General features: G+C 71.6%; 13 protein-coding genes. 4 read left to right on the top strand and 9 right to left on the bottom strand.

Annotated features, from left to right (window positions below):
• Positions 1-1,053, top strand: a 1,053-nt coding sequence (locus ABZ885_RS23405) for a carotenoid oxygenase family protein (protein ID WP_360191858.1), incomplete at its 5' end; no start/stop codon positions are given.
• A 281-nt stretch (positions 1,054-1,334) separates the two neighbouring features.
• On the opposite strand, the gene ABZ885_RS23400 is transcribed toward ABZ885_RS23405, so the two are convergent.
• From ABZ885_RS23400 to ABZ885_RS23385, 4 genes are all read right to left on the bottom strand, one after another.
• Positions 1,335-3,521: a hypothetical protein gene (locus tag ABZ885_RS23400; RefSeq protein WP_360191855.1), complete on the bottom strand. Its 2,187-nt coding sequence runs from the start codon at positions 3,519-3,521 to the stop codon at positions 1,335-1,337.
• On the bottom strand, positions 3,518-6,961 hold the full coding sequence (locus ABZ885_RS23395) for a hypothetical protein (protein WP_360191852.1): 3,444 nt from the start codon (positions 6,959-6,961) through the stop codon (positions 3,518-3,520). Before ABZ885_RS23395 ends, ABZ885_RS23400 begins: the two co-directional genes overlap by 4 nt.
• 705 nt (positions 6,962-7,666) lie before the next feature.
• On the bottom strand, positions 7,667-9,454 hold the full coding sequence (locus tag ABZ885_RS23390; RefSeq protein WP_360191849.1) for a hypothetical protein: 1,788 nt from the start codon (positions 9,452-9,454) through the stop codon (positions 7,667-7,669).
• 383 nt (positions 9,455-9,837) lie between these two features.
• Positions 9,838-10,575: a hypothetical protein gene (locus tag ABZ885_RS23385; protein WP_360191846.1), complete on the bottom strand. Its 738-nt coding sequence runs from the start codon at positions 10,573-10,575 to the stop codon at positions 9,838-9,840.
• Between the two features lie 299 nt (positions 10,576-10,874).
• Between ABZ885_RS23385 and ABZ885_RS23380 the strand changes: the two genes are divergently transcribed.
• From ABZ885_RS23380 to ABZ885_RS23370, 3 genes are read left to right on the top strand one after another with little or no spacing between them, the layout of a single operon-like run.
• Positions 10,875-11,486: a hypothetical protein gene (locus tag ABZ885_RS23380; RefSeq protein WP_360191843.1), complete on the top strand. Its 612-nt coding sequence runs from the start codon at positions 10,875-10,877 to the stop codon at positions 11,484-11,486.
• A gap of 54 nt (positions 11,487-11,540) precedes the next feature.
• Positions 11,541-12,050, top strand: coding sequence for a hypothetical protein (locus ABZ885_RS23375; protein WP_360191840.1), 510 nt, complete (start codon positions 11,541-11,543; stop codon positions 12,048-12,050).
• A gap of 33 nt (positions 12,051-12,083) precedes the next feature.
• Positions 12,084-12,983 carry an aminoglycoside phosphotransferase family protein gene (locus tag ABZ885_RS23370; RefSeq protein ID WP_360191837.1) on the top strand — a complete coding sequence of 300 codons (900 nt, stop codon included), beginning with the start codon at positions 12,084-12,086 and terminating at the stop codon, positions 12,981-12,983.
• On the opposite strand, the gene ABZ885_RS23365 is transcribed toward ABZ885_RS23370, so the two are convergent.
• The 5 genes from ABZ885_RS23365 to ABZ885_RS23345 all read right to left on the bottom strand — a co-directional run.
• Entirely contained in the window at positions 12,911-13,138 is a 228-nt protein-coding gene (locus ABZ885_RS23365; RefSeq protein WP_360191834.1) for a DUF2690 domain-containing protein, read from the bottom strand. The two genes, ABZ885_RS23370 and ABZ885_RS23365, sit on opposite strands and share 73 nt — an antisense overlap.
• 136 nt (positions 13,139-13,274) lie before the next feature.
• Positions 13,275-13,712 (bottom strand): hypothetical protein, encoded by a 438-nt coding sequence (locus ABZ885_RS23360; RefSeq protein ID WP_360191831.1) that lies wholly within the window; start codon positions 13,710-13,712, stop codon positions 13,275-13,277.
• 119 nt (positions 13,713-13,831) lie between these two features.
• Positions 13,832-14,461, bottom strand: a complete 630-nt coding sequence (locus tag ABZ885_RS23355) for a DUF899 family protein (protein WP_360191828.1) — start codon at positions 14,459-14,461, stop codon at positions 13,832-13,834.
• A 189-nt stretch (positions 14,462-14,650) separates the two neighbouring features.
• Positions 14,651-15,124, bottom strand: a complete 474-nt coding sequence (locus ABZ885_RS23350) for a carboxymuconolactone decarboxylase family protein (RefSeq protein WP_360191825.1) — start codon at positions 15,122-15,124, stop codon at positions 14,651-14,653.
• Positions 15,125-15,320: 196 nt separating this feature from the next.
• Positions 15,321-15,955 (bottom strand): ATP-binding protein (locus ABZ885_RS23345; protein ID WP_360191822.1); only part of this gene is annotated, 635 nt, incomplete at its 5' end.

Here is a 15,955-nt window from a genome sequence, read left to right as displayed (position 1 = left end):
GGCACCCACGTCATCGAACACGGCGGCCGCCTGCTCGCCCTCTGCGAGTCCGCACTCCCCTTCGAACTCACCCCCGAACTGGAAACCGTCGGCGCCTTCGACTGGAACGGCAAACTGACCTCGGCCATGACCGCCCACCCCAAGGAGGACCCGGTCACCGGCGAACTGCACTTCTTCGCCTCCTCCCCCTTCCCGCCGTACCTGATCCACCACGTCGCCTCACCCGACGGCACGGGCCCGACCAGTCAGGAGGTCCCGGGCGCGAGCGCGGCGCTCAAGCACGACTTCGCCCTCACCGAGCACCACGTGGTGTTCCTGGAGGGCTCGGTCGCCCTGGACCTGTCCGACCGCTCGGGCATCCCGTACGGCTGGAGCGACGCCCAGGCCGCCCGGATCGGCGTCATGCCGCGCGGTGACGGCGGTGCGGCGAAGGTCCGTTGGTACGAGATCGGCCAGGGCTTCGCCATGCACCTGGCCAACGCCTACGAGGACGCGCAGGGCCGGATCGTCGTCGAGGGCCCGTCGGTGGGCCGGGACGGCTGGCAGCGTTCGTGGAACTGGTGGGTGGGCGCTCCCGACCGCGGCGCCGAGCCCAACTCCGCTTCCCGCGGCCACCGCTGGACCGTCGACCCGGCCGCCGGTACCGTCCGGGAGGAGCCGACCGACGACCTCACGGTCGAGTTCCCGACCATCAACGAGGCGTACCTCGGGCGGGAGCACCGGTTCCAGTACGCGCTCTCCTTCCCGGACGACCGCGGCATCGGCAACCACGCCCTGGTCAAGTACGACCGACGCACCGGCGAGCGGCAGCTGCTCCCGGTCGGCACCGGGCAGCTCCCGAGCGAGGCGGTGTTCGTCCCCGCGGAGGGCGGCGCCGACGAGGACTCCGGATACCTGCTGACGGTCGTCAGCGACCTCAACGCCGACGCCTCGAAGCTGCTCGTCCTGGACGCCTCCGACCTCTCCGTCCCGCCGGTCGCGACCGTCCACCTCCCGCGCCGGGTGCCGGCGATGATCCACGGCTCCTGGATCCCGGACACCGACCTCGGCTGAACGGCCCCCGTCCCGGCCCCACCCCGGCCTCCGCGTCCGCCCCGGCTCTCCCCGCCGGGGCGGACGCGGTCACGCGCGCATGGCCCCGCCGCGCACGCTGAGCGCCCAGGGCCACGAGCCGAGCGCCTGACCGACGTCCGGTACGGTCTCCCGGCCCCCGCCTGACCTTTCCTCCCAGTCCGTGGCCCACTCCCGCACGGACCCGTCAAATGATGCCGGGGCCCATCTCCCTGCGTGTGCCCACCCGGCACCACCACGGACGTCAGCGGAAGGTGCGCAACTCAGCTGCCCGATATCGTCAATCTGCACAGCCCCACGCCGACGGCGTCGTTCTGACCCCATGTCAGGATGGTGACGTCCTGCGCGGATTGGACCGACGTCGGTGCGGTGTAGGTGGCCGAGGTGGTGCCTTCGGTGAAGCTGATCGTGCCGGTTCCCGTCGGGTAACTGACCCAGGAGACCCGATCCAGGTCGTCGGAGTCCGCTGTGAGGGTCACGGTGCCACCGGGGCTCACCGTGGTTGCCGATGCCGTGATCGTGACGGTGGTGGTCGGCGCCAGTTGGACGGTGGCCGCAAGTCCGGATGCACCGGGGCTGATGGTCACGTTCTGGGGCTGCGTCACGGCGGCTGGAGCGGTGTAGGTCCACTGGCCGGTGCTGTAGCCCTGCGCCAGCGTGCCCACCCCTTGAGGGGAGAGCGTGCACGTCGCGTCCGCCGGCTGGCCGTTGGAATCGACGACCAGCAGGGGATAGCTCTGCCCTGCGGTGAGTGTCAGATTTGCCGGCGTGACGATCAGGTCGGACGTGGGCACCACGGGCGCCAGCAGCACCATGGCCCGCCCCACGAGTGAGGCGTCTGCCTGGTCGATGGCGGTCACGATGATCACGCTGGGCTGCTCCAGGACGTCGGGCGCCTGGTAGAGGCCGCTTGCGTCGATCGTGCCGAGCAGCGGTGGCTGGATCTCCCAGTCGACGTCGGTGGGCAATCCGGCGGTGGCGGCGCTGAACTGTTGCTGCCCCGTCGGGGTGAGGGTGACGGTGGGCGGGCTGACCGTGAGCGTGGATTCGATCTGGCCGGTCAGCAGCAGGTCGCCGGGGACGCCGGCCGTTCCGAGCTGCAGCGCCTGATCCGAGGGGAAGAGGAGGTTCTGCAGCGCGAAGGTGTCGACATCGGGCAGTTGCACCTCCTGCATGACGGATTGCAGCATCTGTCCCAATGCGGTCTGGAGATCGTCGGGCAGGTAGTCCACGGTGTTGTTCCAAAAATTGTCCCACCCACTGCTGGTATTGCACGGCGTTAGCGATGACGTGGTCGTGCCGGAGAATTTTACCTGGTCGGTGCTGGGATCAGCCGTCGCCACGTACGTCGTCGCAACAGTCCCGTCCAAATTGCAATTTTCGGTCTCCTCAAGCTCGTTCTCATCGAGATCCCACTCATAGTAGGTGAAATACTGCGTGAACGAGCAGGTCCAGGTCGACACGAGAGAACCGTTGCTCGGCGCCACGGTGAAGGAATTCGAGGCCGGTGCGACACCTTGGTAGTTGCCGGAAGAGTCGGACGTCCAAGGCACGTACATATCGTCTTCGGTTGGTGCGGACGATGGGAAGCCGCCCAGGTCGAGCTGCCCACCTGACCCGGTGACCTGGTAGCTGCCGTTGGCCGGTTGGGCCGAGAACGTGGTACCGATGTCAGTGAACTCCTGATTGAGTGTGGGGGCGATCAATGAGGAGAACAGGACCTCTCCGGACACCAGGAGCGCGGCCGTGCTGCCGTCGGGGATCGGGTAGACCGGCAACGGGCCGACCGTCCCGCCGCTGCCGTTGGTCCTGATGAGCAGCAGGACAGCACCGTCGTCGGCGTCGGGGTTCTGGCCGTCGGGGTTCTGCTGAATGGCGAAGTCGAACTGGGTTGGTTGCAGGCAGGCGTTCATCCCTTGTTGCTGCTGGATCGTGCCCAGCGGGTAGCTGGTCTGCTGCGTGGCGAAGTAGGTCTGGAGGTCGGTGCTCAGTTCGGTGAGCACCGTCGATTCGGGGTCGATCCCGCTGATCGTGGGCCGGTACGCAGTGTCGGCGAGGTCGAGCGTCACCTGGCCTAGCACGTTGTCCTCGCCTTGTACGCTGGTGAGTTGGACCGGGCCGTTCAGCCAGGACGAGTTCGGCTCGACCGGGAGCACGCTGCGCACGGCGGAATCGGTGGGGTCGATGCGCAGCAGGCTGCCGCGGACCAGGAACATCGACAGTTGGGACTGCGGCTCGTCAGTGGCGCTGGAGAAGGCGAACTCCGGCGGACCGAGGACGATGTCGACGAGCATGAGGTCGGTGTCGTCGGGGAAGGCCACCCGGACCGGGCGCACCGGACTGGTCGGACCGTCCGCGAGGTACTGCTGGCGGAACACCGCTGAGACCTGTGCGGCGTTCATGGCGCATACGGCGTCCCATCCCTGCGTGTTCAGCTCCTGGGTGCTCATGAGCCCTCCGCCTGTTGGAACTCCAGGGTTCCGCCGGCCGTGTACCCCGCGAAATCCAGGAAGCACTTCGCGGCCGTGCAGAACGGACCGGCAGCGCTGTCGCGGATGGCGCTGTAGGTCAGCAGCGAGAAGGTACTGGGCACCGGCAGGACGAACCCGGCAGCGGTCTGGAGGTCGTCGAGTTCGTTCTCCAGGACCTGGTACCCGGCGACGATCAGCTCGCCCAGGCCGACCAGGGTGCCCACGACGGCGGCGATGTCGTTGGCGTTGGAGCCGATCCACTTCAGCAGCGTCTCTATCGCGCTCAGGGGCACCAAAAGGAGGACGAGCACCAGCGCGGACAACGTGACCGTGCCGCCCACCACCATCTCGACCCACGGCAGCCCGTTGAGCAGCGCCCAGATCACGCCGACGCAAACGACCTTCAGCAGGGTGAGATACCACGGAGTACCAGGGCCCAGCGAGTCGGAGGCCATGGCGGGCAGGAAATAGAAGGCCTGGAGAATTCCCCCGGCCTTCTGGTAACTCGGGGGCACGACGACGTCGAGCGGCCCGGCCGTCGTCGGGTTGCCGTTCGGCGCGTAGGGGCCGGTGTTGAAAGGCTCGGTGTCCACGCCTTCGATCAGCTTGTACAGCAGGGTCGTCGGGAAGGCGGCGAGCAACGCGCACAGGGCGCCGATGGTCAGCGTGTCGTCGTCGGGGTAGCCGGCGGCCTCGGCCATCCACGCCCACAGTGTGTTGAACGGGCCCCAGTCCAGCTCCTGGCTCAGGAGATCGCTCAACCCGTCCATGGCGACGTCGGCAAGGCCGACGAAGGCGTCCACCATGGCGTCGGCGAGGTGCAGTGCCGTCTCGACGAGTTCTTCGATCGCACCCAGCAGATCGGCGATTCCCTGGCTGGCGAAGGTGTCCGGGTGCTCGATCAGGGTCTGCAGTGCGCCGGCGAGGTCTGACATCGCGGCGACGAAGTCGCCTTGGGAGTCGGATAGTTGGATTGCGAAGGCCTGCCACGGGTTCTGCGCGGGCTGGTAGGGATCCACTCCGGAGTCATCCGGTGCCGCGGTGCTGACCTTGTCCTGGAACCAGTTGTTGTGGACGCTCTGGGAGAAGTCGGCCGGCGTGGCGCCACCGGCGACGGTGGCGGTGGTGCTCGGCGGCGGCTGCTGGTATCCGGGCAGGTCGCCGAACTGCCTGCCGTCGGCCGCGCTCGCCGCGGCGCTGAACACCTGCTTCACGGTCTCCTCCTGGCTGGCGAACCAGCCGTCGGCGACGCCCTGGTAGTGGTCCGTGAAGGTCGTCACGAGCTTCGGAATCTGGCCCATCGCGTACTCGATCGCCATCTTGCTCCGCCAGATGGCACCGAAGTCGAACAGCGCCTTGAGCCAGTCGACCACCTTTTCGACCTCGGCCTCCACCCAGGCGAAGACGCCGGAGATGAAATGCGCGGCCTGTTCCAGCCCGGCCACGGCGAGGCTGACGCCTTTGGCGATCTCCTCGCCGATCTGGACGGTGAACGTCGCGATCTTGTTGACGACGTCCACGATGGTGTCAGCGATCTTGATCAGGCCGTTCTTGATGCCCTCCCAGACGTCTCCGGCCCACCGCTCGATGTCGCTCCAGAAGCTTTCGGGCTCCCCATCCGCCTCGCCCAGGGCGTGAGCGAGTTCCTCCTGGGTCCGCAAGACGGTGAACCGGGGCTCTTGACCACTGAGCTGGACCCGATACCCCACCGAATCGGAGGAAGTACTTCCCAGGCCTGTCTTGGCCGTGTTCTGGATGGCCGCCGCGGCGACCGCGGCGGTGCTGCCGGTGGCGCCGGGCGCCAGTTGCGTGCCGTCCACACTCGCTGCCGTCAGCGTGTCGCCGCCCGCGTCGAACTGCGGCAACGGGCCACCGGGATTGGTCGGGTTGAGGGTGCCCTGCCCGGACAGGTAGGTGAGGACCCCGGACCCTGGTTGCACGGTCTCGGGTGCGGCGAGGCCTTCGGCGTTCAGCGACAGCTTGGGAGCCGCCAGCCCGGCGGTGGTGAGCATGGCGAGGGTGACCTTGCCCAGCGAATCGGTGGTCAGGTTCACCGGCTCGCTACCCACGGTGACGGTGGAACCGGCGCACGACAGCTCGCACGCTGAACTGCCCGCCGCGGCGACCAGGGTCACCGGGTAGTCCGGCACCGGTGTGCCGTTGGCGTCCATGACGTTGACCTCGGTGCGGTAGCGAGCGACCTCATAGGCTTGGGAAGCCGAGGTCAGCACCGGGCCGCTGCGCCACATCTGGGTCTGCGGATCCTGTACGTGCAGCCGCAGCGACCCGAGGGCCGCGTCGATGGCGAACAGGGTCGGTGCGTCAGCCGGGCTGCCCGAGCTCGCCACTCCGGCGATCCCGCTGTCCAGGGGGATGGGCGGAGACCAGTTGGGTGTGCCGTCGTCGTTCCAGGGCACGTCCGGGTCCTGGTGCAGCACCCAGAGATTGAGCGAGGTGTCCTGGACGTAGACGTGCAGCGAATCGTCGGTGGAGACATGACCGGCCGCCGAGGCGGTGGCCAGGGCCGGGCCGGCGGGTGACTGCACCACCGTGGTGGCGGGAGTCTGGCTCCACAGGTACAGGGTGTCGTCCGTGTCGACGAGCACGAAGACTGCGGTGTTCACCCCAGGACTCCAGAAGCCCACCACGACCTGCTTGAGCGTGCCGTTGTACTCGGGCAGCGATGACTGGCGGGCCTCGGTGTCTCCCAGCGATCCGACGATCAGCATCGGCGCGCCGCCGATGTTGGCGACGAGAGTCCAGCTGGACTCGTCGCTGAGGACGAGCTGGAAGTCCCCGGCCAGTCCGCTGGGCAAGGAGCACACGCTCGTGGTGAAGCTGCCGCCGGGCACCGACTGGTAACAGGTGGCCAGGTTCCCGTTCGGGTCCGTCCCGTACAGCACGAGACGCCCCGCGGGGCTGTAGGCGGTGTGCAGGTTGGACACCGCGGAACCCCCGACCGGTTGCGGGGCGCTCCAGGTGAGGCCGTCCGACTGCAACTGGCTGGTGCGGAGCGTGGTGCCGTCGAAGAGAAACCCGAAGACCGCGGACTGAGAGCTGTCCGGATAGGCAGTCCCGGCGGCGACCTCCGACGCTGCCAACCCGCCGAACGGTGTCCGCATCGTCCAGCCGCCGTCCGCCGAGCTGTCGGGAGCGATGTGTGCGAACTGGACCGGCTCGTTCTCGAGTGCGACGACGGCCAGTGCCTCGGCCTGCGTGTTGCCCGGTACGCCCCCGCTCGCGGGATTGTTGAAGACCGCCACCGGAGTCGCACTGCTGGTGTCGACCGGGATCGTGGCCGCCGTGACCACATCCTGGCTGAGCACCTGCGAGACATTCACCTGCAACGGAGTCGCCGGCGTGCCCGCGGCTTCCCTCACGCGCCGCACACGTTCGAATGTTGCGGTGGTCGAGACCATGACCTCTCCATCCACCGGATCACCAAATCGCGTCAGGAGAACGTGGCAATTCCTCGTACGCCCGTGCGACCTGACGAATGTGTTGGGAAAGGGCCGTCGAGCCCCGCGGCACAGCGCGTGGCATTCCCCGCTCGATGGCCACTCGCGGCTCGGGCGCTCACGGTCGCGAACCCGTTCGGGCGTTCACCTTCGGCCCGAGCCTTGCTGAGTTGGTTGTTCCGACGCGTCCCACCTCGGCGGGAGGCCCACTCCCCTTGTTACCTCGCGGCGCAGCCGTTCGCAAGCGCTGAGTGACTGTTGTTCTTTCCGGGCTTGAGGACTGCATTTCCGCTGTTCAGCCATGGGTCGGCGGTCTCGGGGAGTGGTGGGGTGTCGTGTCGCCGCTCTGCTGGAGGTCGGGGATGGTCCGGTGTTCCCGCAGCGGCCCGGCAGGACGCCGCGGTGGCGGGGCCGCTGCGGGCGGACGTTGACGCCGAGGTCGGCCGAGCTGCTCGGGCGGGCGTTGACGCCGAGGTCGGCCGAGCCGCTCGGGCGGGCCTGCTTGCCGGCCGGCCATGGCCGGCCGGGGGGCCGGCCCGAGACCCGCGGCGGGCCGGGTGCCGCCGGCGCGCCGGACACCCCACCTGGTGAGCGCGCTGTCTCCGCACGTCGGCCGGCCGACCCGGGTGGGTCGGCCGGCCGTACCGGTCCTCGGCTGCCCGGGTGTCAGCTCACCGGGGTGGTGATGGTCGCGGAGTTGTTGTCGGGGTTGGGGTCGGGGGTGGTGCTGGTGACCTTCGCCGTGGTGGTGACGGTGGCGCCGCTGGTCGCGACCGCCTTGACCACGATCGTGGTGGTCGCGTCGGTGCCGCCGGCGCGCGCCCCGAGGTTGCAGGTCACCGAGTTGGTGGAGCCGGCCGGCGGGGTGGTGCAGCTGCCGGTGGACGGGGTGGCGCTGACGAACCTGGCGTTGGCCGGCAGGGTCTCGGTGAAGACCACGTTCTCCGCGGTGGCCGGTCCGCCGTTGTGCACGGTGACCGTGTAGGTGAGGTTGGTGCCGTTCGGCACCGGCTCGGGGGCGGCGCTGATCGCCAGGGACAGATCGGCGAGGGGGACGGCCAGACCGAGGCTGTGCCGGCTGCTGCTGCCGGAGAGGGCGGCGGCTCCGTCGAGGAACCGGGTGCAGGGCGCGACCTGTCCGGCGGCGCAGACCTGGACCGGCTTGCTCCGGTTGGTGGTGGTGCCGTCCCCGAGCTGGCCGAAGGAGTTGGAGCCCCAGGTGACGGCGGTGGTGTTGGAGCGCACCGCCATGCTGTGGAAGGCGTTCGGGCCGGCGGCGACGGCGCTGACGCCGCTCAGGTACGTCCCGCAGGGCGTGGGCACGCCGGGGGCGCAGACGCGCACGGGCGTGGACCTGTTCGTGGTACTGCCGTCGCCGAGCTGGCCGGCGAAGTTGTTCCCCCAGGCTCGGACGAAGCCGCCGGACGCCAGCGCCAGGCTGTGGTCCGAGCCGGCGGCGATGCCGGCGACGCCGGTCAGGAGGCTCCCGCAGGGGGCGGTGGCCCCGATGGCGCAGACCGGCACCGGACCGAGCCGGTCGGTGGTGGTCCCGTCGCCGAGCTGGCCGCTGGCGTTGTAGCCCCAGGCGACGACGGTGCCGTCGGCACGCAGGGCCATGCTGTGCGTGGCACCGGCGGCGAGGGCCGTCACCCCGGTGAGGTAGCTGGTGCAGTCGGGCGTCCCGCAGACGTTCACGGGGACGGGGCTGGTGGTGGTGGAACCGTTCCCGAGCTGGCCGAGGCCGTTGTTCCCCCAGGCGACCACACTGCCGTCGGAGCGCAGCGCGAGGGTGTGGACGTAGCCGGCGGACACGGCGACCACGTCGGTCAGCGGCTTGCTGCAGTCGCCCACCGCGCAGACGTACACCGGAACGGCCCGGTCGGTGCCGGTGCCGTCCCCGATCTGCTCGTTGAGGTTGTTCCCCCAGGCGACGACCGTGCCGTCCTTGCGGAGCGCCACGGTGTGGAGGTAGCCCGCCGATACGGAGACCACGTCGGTCAGCGGGCCGTCGCAGGTGAACGGCGCGCAGACCTGGACGGGGGTGGTCCGGTCGATGGTGGTGCCGTCCCCGAGCTTGCCGGTGTAGTTGCTCCCCCAGGTGACGACGGTGCCGTCCGCGCGCAGCGCCACGCTGTGGGTGTCACCGGCGGAGACGGCGATGGCGTCCTGGAGCGGACCGGTGCAGGTCGCGGACCCGCAGACGCGCCCGGGGACGAGGCTCTGGCCGGCGGTGGTGCCGTCGCCGAGGGTGGCGTAGGTGTTGTCGCCCCAGGCCAGCGCGGTGCCGGGGACGCCGGGCCGGATTTCCCGGCCGGCACCGGCCTCCGCCCGGGCGCTCGGCGGCGCGGGCAGCAGGAGGGCGGCGGCCAGTGCGGCGACCAGGAGTGCCCCGCTTCTTCGGACTGGGTGGATCGGGCGGGGCCGGAGGCCGGGCTGCGGTTCCAACGCGGTCATGCACGCTCCTCTCACGGGTACCGGCCCGGCCGCGCGAGCGCCACCGGACCGGGATGTCGCTCCACACGATGCGGCGCGACCTGGGCGCGTACGCGTCAGCGACACCGCGGGGTCACTCGTTCAGTGGCCGGTTCACGTGCTGGGCAGCAGCGGCCCTCCCGGGTGGGGCCGCCGGCCGGGGCGGGCGGCCGGAGTGAGGGGGCAACGATGCATCAGTCCTGCAGCGGCTTCCTGACCGACGGCCGCTTCATCGCCACCGCCAGGCCACGGCCGGGTCACCACGATGTCTGCCGTCGGCGACGCACCTTAACTCCTAAACTTTCTATGGGAGTTGGAAACGACGCACTCCGACAGGAAGGACCACCCGGTGTCCACGCGGGCGGTCACCGGCCGGCCTCCGTGCCCGTGGCGCCCGGGGTACCCGGGGTGCTCGGGGCGGCGGCCGGTATGGGCGGCAGCTCGGCGGCGCGGACGGTCAGGTCGCCGGAGGAGACCGGGGCGAAGGGCGCCGGGGCCATGCAGGTGCCCACCTTGCCCTCCACGGGCTGGCCGTTGCCGTCGGTGTCCATGTTGGCGACCCCCCAGGAGAAGCCGACCCGGTCGGGATGCCCGGGCGAGCCGCCGTCGTAGACGCTGAAGCCGCGTCGCTGGCCTACGCTGTCGGCGACCTCCGGGTCGGCCCTGGTGATGACCGCCGTGAACGAGGCCGTCCGATCACCCGTCACCAGACAGTCCACGGCGCCCTCCGAGGTCACGGTGCGGTTCTGCGCCGCGACGTGGTGCGAGATCCGCACCGTGCCGCGCGCATCGGTGGGCAGGCCCTGCGGCGCACCCGGCAGCGGCCGGCTGAACGGCACGGCGTCCACGTCGAAGCTGAACCGGATGTCGTCGTCCGGCGAGTAGGCGTAGGCGATCCGCACCGATCCGTTGACCGCCGCCGTCGTCGCCTTCGCCGTCGCCGCCGATGCGCTCGACGGGGCCGGGGCGCTGCTGGACGCGGACGCCGAGGCGGAGGCGGAGGCGGAGGATCCTGCGCAGCCTCCCACGGTGACCATCAGCGCGGCCGCGGCGGCGAGCGCGCCGAGGGCCTTGGTACGGGTGGTGGTGACGGTGACGGACATGGCGAACTTCCTTCTCTGCCGGGCTGATGCGCCCCGCCGACCGGGGCCGGAGGGGTCGTCCTGATGACGGCTCCAGCCTGCCGTCCGGCCGCAGGCCACCCAAGTGCCGATCGGCAGGTCTTGCCACCGGGCCGGCCGCCGGTACCCCTGCCGTTCGGCAGGGGTACCAGCACGGACACCGGCAGACCCGGCCGCACCGGAGCACAGCCGTCGGACCCGGCCGCTACGCTTCGCCGAGCAGATGTTCGGGGGCGGCCGCTGCACCGGAGCCCCGCGACGGAGAGGCCGAAACAGTGACCATGGAGTCCCCGGAGACCCGGGCGGACGTGGAAGCCGCGCCGCCCGCCCCCGCGCGGCGCGGTGGCGGCCGTCGTCGCCGCCGGGTGATCGGAGCGGTCGGCCTCGTCGCCGTCGCCGCCGCCGTGACCGGCGCCACCTTCGCCGCCGGCCTCTGGAAGGGCGAGTTGCGGCAGACGCTCTGCGGCCTGCCGCGGGCGCACGACACCCCGCTCGGCCTGCTCCTGCCGAAGGACCGCCCGGCCGTCGAGCAGCGCACCGTCTCCTCCGACGCGATGGGCGGGCACGGCAAGCTCACCTGCGACATCTCGGTGGACGGCCGGCAGCTGGTCCACGTCCTGATCTACAGTCAGGACCCGGACCGGCCGACCGGGACCAGCAACACCGCCCCCGGCGTCCGGCAGCTGATCGACCAGGGCGTCGTCACCGGTGTCGGCAGTGCCTCGGTGGTGGGCTACTGCCCGGACACCCGGGACCTGGCGGCCCTGGCCACCGTCCTGTCGGACCCCGCCCTCCGGCCCGGGCCCCCGGGGGACGAGGAGCCCGGCCGCCGTGCCCTCGCGGACCTGGCCGGGGCCGTCCTGGCCGGACAGCGCCAGGAGATCTGCCACTGACCCCTCGCCTCCGTCCCACCGGGCGTTGTCAGTGCGTCCCTCTACCGTGCACGCATGACCACCACCGAGTCCGGAGCCTGCTCGCGTGCGGTGCTCGACGAGCACCTCGCCGTGATCGACGAGATGCTCGCGCAGCCCTTCCCGGAGAGCAGACAGGCCGACCGGACCGGTCACGCCGGCCCGGACCACCGCGTGCGCACCCTGTGGTACAGCCGGGACTTCTGGGACGACGAGGACGGCCGGGCGATGCACGAGGCCGACGCCGCGATGAGCGCCCACCTCGACGGTCTGGTCGCGGTGTTCACGGACCGCTGGGGTGATCCGCTGGACGTCGACCTGTGGTCCTACCTCACGGCCGGCTACGAGGACGCGGGGACACCGGACGCGCCCGAGCCGGTCGGGTCCCTCTGCCAGCTGGCCGTCACCCTGTGGGTGTGGACGCTCCCGGGCCGCGACCGCTGGCTCGGGCTCACCATCGGCCAGGGCGACAAGGAGCTGCCGCTGGAACTGCTGGCCGCGGTCGGCCGGGGCCCCGCGCCGGCGCCGAGCGCAAAAGGCGATTGACGCCCGTCGGGAGCCGGTGATCCGATGTCGTCCATGAGCACCGGCCAGATGCACCCCGGCATGCACCCGCTTGACGACGGCCTCGTCCGGCGGTTGGTCGCCGGCCGGTTCCCGCAGTGGGCGGGGCTGGCGGTGGAGCGCTGGCCGTCCGGCGGCACGGTCAACGCCATGTACCGGCTGGGCGACGACATGGTGGTCAGGCTGCCGCTGGTGGCAGGCGGGGCCGGTGACGTGACGATGGAGCAGGTGTGGCTGCCACGCCTCGCGCCCCGCCTGCCCGCGCGCATTCCCGAGGTGCTCGGGGCCGGGGAGCCCGCCGAGGGGTATCCGTGGCCGTGGTCGGTGTACCGGTGGCTGCCGGGGGAACTGCCCGAGGCGGGCGCGCTGCGCGAGCCCGTGCGGCTGGCCGAGGACCTGGCCGGGTTCGTGGCGGCGATGTGGAGCGTCACGCTGCCGGACGCGCCGCAGGCCCACCGGGGCGGACCGGTCGCCTCGCTCGACGAGTCGACCCGGGCGGCGATCGGGCGGCTCCGCGGCATCCCCGAGGAAGGCGTCGACTGCGACGCCGCGCTCGCCGTCTGGGAGGAGACGCTGCGCGCCCCGGACTGGGACGGGCCGCCGGTGTGGCTGCACGGCGACCTGATGCCGGGCAACCTGCTGGTCGACGGCGGCAGGCTGGCCGCGGTGATCGACTTCGGGTGCGCGGGGGTGGGGGATCCGGCCTGCGACCTGTTCCCGGCGTGGAACCTGCTGCCGGCCGACGCCAGGAGAGTCTTCCGCTCGGCGCTGGCCGTGGACGAGGCCACCTGGATCCGCGGCCGCGGACGGACGCTCTCCCAGGCGCTGATCGCGCTGCCGTACTACCGGACGACGAACCCCGCAATGGCGCAGAACGCCCGGCACGTGATCCGGGCGGTGCTGGAGGACGGCTGAGCGGCGCCACCCTCCAGCGCCCGCGCCCAGACGGCCCGGCAGGACGGGCTGTACCGCAGCTCGATGCCGCGGCCGGCGCCGGTGCCGTAGCGCGCGGTGTAGGCGTCGTACTGACAGGACGTCTTGTCTGGACAGGGCGTTCGAGGCCGTCTCAATCCGGATCTGAGAGGCCGTCACCCGTGATCGGCGCTGCCGCCGCGCTCCGGCGGCGGCACTACCGCCCGGCCCCGGCGCACCCCGAGGCGGGTGAGGCCGGTCCGGAACCCGGGTCCGCCCGAGGCGGTGGCCGGGTCAGGTGCCGGTGGCGCCGGCGGAACGGAGGGACCGGCCGAGGTCTCCGAGGAGGACGCGCGGGTGCCGTCGCCACCACCACAGGTCGGGGTGCGGGAGCCCGTGGAAGCGGCCGAGGGCCAGTCCGTCGTCGTCGACCGTGGCGGCGAGGAACCGCTCGTCCAGTTCCCTGATCCGCGGAGTGCGGATCGCCACGATGTGGTCGTCCAGCAGCAGCCACGCCTCGTGCAGCCAGTTCCGGCAGTAGAGGTCGTTGGCGTATTCGTCGACCGAGTCGTCGTAGCCGCGCTCGACGGCGCCGACGAGCCACGCCCAGTCGTCCACCATCTCCGTGACGGTGAAGGCCGCCCGCCAGCCACGCCGGCGGAGTCGTTCGCCGACCGCCGCCTCGTTCCCGGGCAGCGGCAGCTCACCACGCTCGTCCGCCTCTGCCGCCATCCGCTCCCCGACCGTCCTGCCGCCGTCCAACCACCACCCCGCTGCGCGGCGGACCGGCAGATCGTACCGACGGGCGCCGGCAGCGGGTGGCTGCGGGCCGGCCCCGGCGGGGGCCGCGGTCACCCGTAGGTGGGCCGCTGCGGCCAGCCGGCCGGGGAGTCCTCCCAGTCCTCCTGGCGGCCGTACGGGGTGAGGTCGAAGACGCTGTTGTGGAAGACCAGTCGGTCCACCCCGCGCGAGTACGTGCTGTACGTCCGGTAGACGTGGTCACCGTCGCGCAGGAACACGCTCAGCAGGAAGCCGCCGCCGGCGCTGGTGTCCTCGGCGAACGAGGTGCCGTGCGACGAGACGAACGGCAGCGCCCAGCCCATCCGCTCCTTGAGCGCCCGGATCTGCGCGAGCGGCATGTCCGACACCGTCACCCACGTCACGCCGCGCTCGGCCAGCCCGTCCAGCGCCTGCACCGGCACGTTCCGGGTGAAGCCGGTGCAGCCGGGGCAGACGTGGTCCGGCCCGCGGTCCATGAACTGGTAGACGACGAGCTGGCTCCGGCCCTCGAACAGGTCGAGCAGGTTCTTCGTCCCGCTCGGGGTGTCGAAGGCGTAGTCGGTGGCGAACTCGACCATCGGCAGCCGACGGCGGCGTGCCGCGAGCGCGTCCTGGGCACGGGTCAGTTCCTTCTCGGCCTTGAGCAGCTCCTCGCGCGCGAGCTGCCACTCCTCGGCCGAGACGATCGCAGGTTTCTCCATGGGGGGGATTGTGCCGCGGGGGTCCGACAATCACCGGGCAACCGGCCCGACACGAGCGGCTGCTGTCGGACCGTCAGGAGGAGGACGCGGCCCCGCCCCCGTGGCGCAGGGCCCGCATCCGTCCGCCGGGGAGCGTGGAGCGCCGCCCGCCGCCCGCCGCCCGGCTCCCGGCTCCCGTCGCCCAAACGGTTACTCGAACTGGCCGGGCCGGTAGTCGCCGGCCGGCTGCTGGAGGATGACGTTGCCGCGGTTGAAGGCGTTGATGACGGCGATGGTGCACACGAGGGCCGCGAGCTGGTCCTCGTCGTAGTACTTGGCGGCGTTCTCCCAGGCCTCGTCCGAGACCCCGCCGGCCCCGTCGGCGATCCGGGTGCCCTGCTCCGCCAGCTCCAGCGCGGCGCGCTCGGCGTCGGTGAACACCGTGGCCTCCCGCCAGGCGGCGACCAGGTTGATGCGCGTCGCGCTGTCCCCGATGTGCGCGAGGTCCTTGGTGTGCATGTCGACGCAGAATCCGCAGCCGTTGATCTGGCTGGCCCGCAGCTTCACCAGTTCCGCCGTCGTGGCGGGCAGCGTCGAGTCGGCGACGACCTTGTTCGCCGCGACGAGGTACTTGCCGAACTTGGCGGCGACCGGGTTGGTGAGGGGGTTCAGACGGGGTTCCATCGTGCACTCCTTGTTCGGTGTCCGGTGTTGCCCATAGGACGACGCACCCCGTCCGGCTGTGACATCCCGGCGGATGTGACGTACGCCTCTCCGCCGCCGAACCATCCGACCGCTCGCCGTTCCCGGACCGGGGCGTTCGCCGTCGGCAGGACGTGCGCCGTCAGCGGGGCGCGCGCCGCAGGCCGGACGCGCGCCGTCAGCGGGACGGGCTGTGACGGCTGTGGCGGCGGGTGCGGCGGCCGGGGCCGGCGGTGGGGTCGGCGGCGGCGAGGCCGAGGGAGAGGGTGATCCGGGCGCCGCCGAGCCGGCCGCGGTCGATCCGCAGGCCGCCGGCCGTGGCCGTGGCGGCGCGGCGGGCGATGTCCAGGCCGAGGCCGGTGGAGCCGGTGCTGGCGCCGCGGGCCAGGGCGCCGTCCGGGTCGTCGATACCGGGGCCGGCGTCCTCCACGGTGAGTTCGACGCTCTGCGCGGTGCGCTCCACCCGGACGGCGAACGCGGTCCCGGGCGGGGTGTGCCGGAAGACGTTGCCGACCAGCGCGTCGATCACCGCCGTGAGGTCGTCCGCGGGGAGCTGGACGGGCGTCGGCTCGGTGGTGATCTCCAGCCGGCAGGCGCGGTCCTGGTGGCCCGCCAGGGTGGCCCAGAAGCCCGCGCGCCGGCGGATCGCCTCCGCCGCCTCCGCCCGGGGACCGGGACCCGCCGCCGACGCCCGCCCCGCGCCGGTCCGCGGAGCTCCCGCCGCGGGGGTGTCCTCGGCGGCGGGGAGGAGTTGGCCAAGGCGCTGATCTCCTGCTCGTTCCCGCTGGAACAGGTCCGCGCGATGATCGCGGC

Origin of the sequence: Kitasatospora sp. NPDC047058 (assembly GCF_040643935.1) — a bacterium.
In the GTDB taxonomy this organism is placed as follows: domain Bacteria; phylum Actinomycetota; class Actinomycetes; order Streptomycetales; family Streptomycetaceae; genus Kitasatospora.
The sequence above is the reverse complement of the archived record's forward strand: the minus strand, read 5'-3'. Positions and strand labels throughout refer to the sequence as shown.

Coding starts and splice junctions, on each gene's coding strand:
- ABZ885_RS23350 (WP_360191825.1), bottom strand. CDS start 15,124: ATGGAACCCCGTCTGAACCCCCTCACCAACCCGGTCGCCGCCAAGTTC.
- ABZ885_RS23380 (WP_360191843.1), top strand. CDS start 10,875: ATGGAGTCCCCGGAGACCCGGGCGGACGTGGAAGCCGCGCCGCCCGCC.
- ABZ885_RS23390 (WP_360191849.1), bottom strand. CDS start 9,454: ATGACCGCGTTGGAACCGCAGCCCGGCCTCCGGCCCCGCCCGATCCAC.
- ABZ885_RS23360 (WP_360191831.1), bottom strand. CDS start 13,712: ATGGCGGCAGAGGCGGACGAGCGTGGTGAGCTGCCGCTGCCCGGGAAC.
- ABZ885_RS23385 (WP_360191846.1), bottom strand. CDS start 10,575: ATGTCCGTCACCGTCACCACCACCCGTACCAAGGCCCTCGGCGCGCTC.
- ABZ885_RS23375 (WP_360191840.1), top strand. CDS start 11,541: ATGACCACCACCGAGTCCGGAGCCTGCTCGCGTGCGGTGCTCGACGAG.
- ABZ885_RS23395 (WP_360191852.1), bottom strand. CDS start 6,961: ATGGTCTCGACCACCGCAACATTCGAACGTGTGCGGCGCGTGAGGGAA.
- ABZ885_RS23370 (WP_360191837.1), top strand. CDS start 12,084: ATGAGCACCGGCCAGATGCACCCCGGCATGCACCCGCTTGACGACGGC.
- ABZ885_RS23355 (WP_360191828.1), bottom strand. CDS start 14,461: ATGGAGAAACCTGCGATCGTCTCGGCCGAGGAGTGGCAGCTCGCGCGC.
- ABZ885_RS23400 (WP_360191855.1), bottom strand. CDS start 3,521: ATGAGCACCCAGGAGCTGAACACGCAGGGATGGGACGCCGTATGCGCC.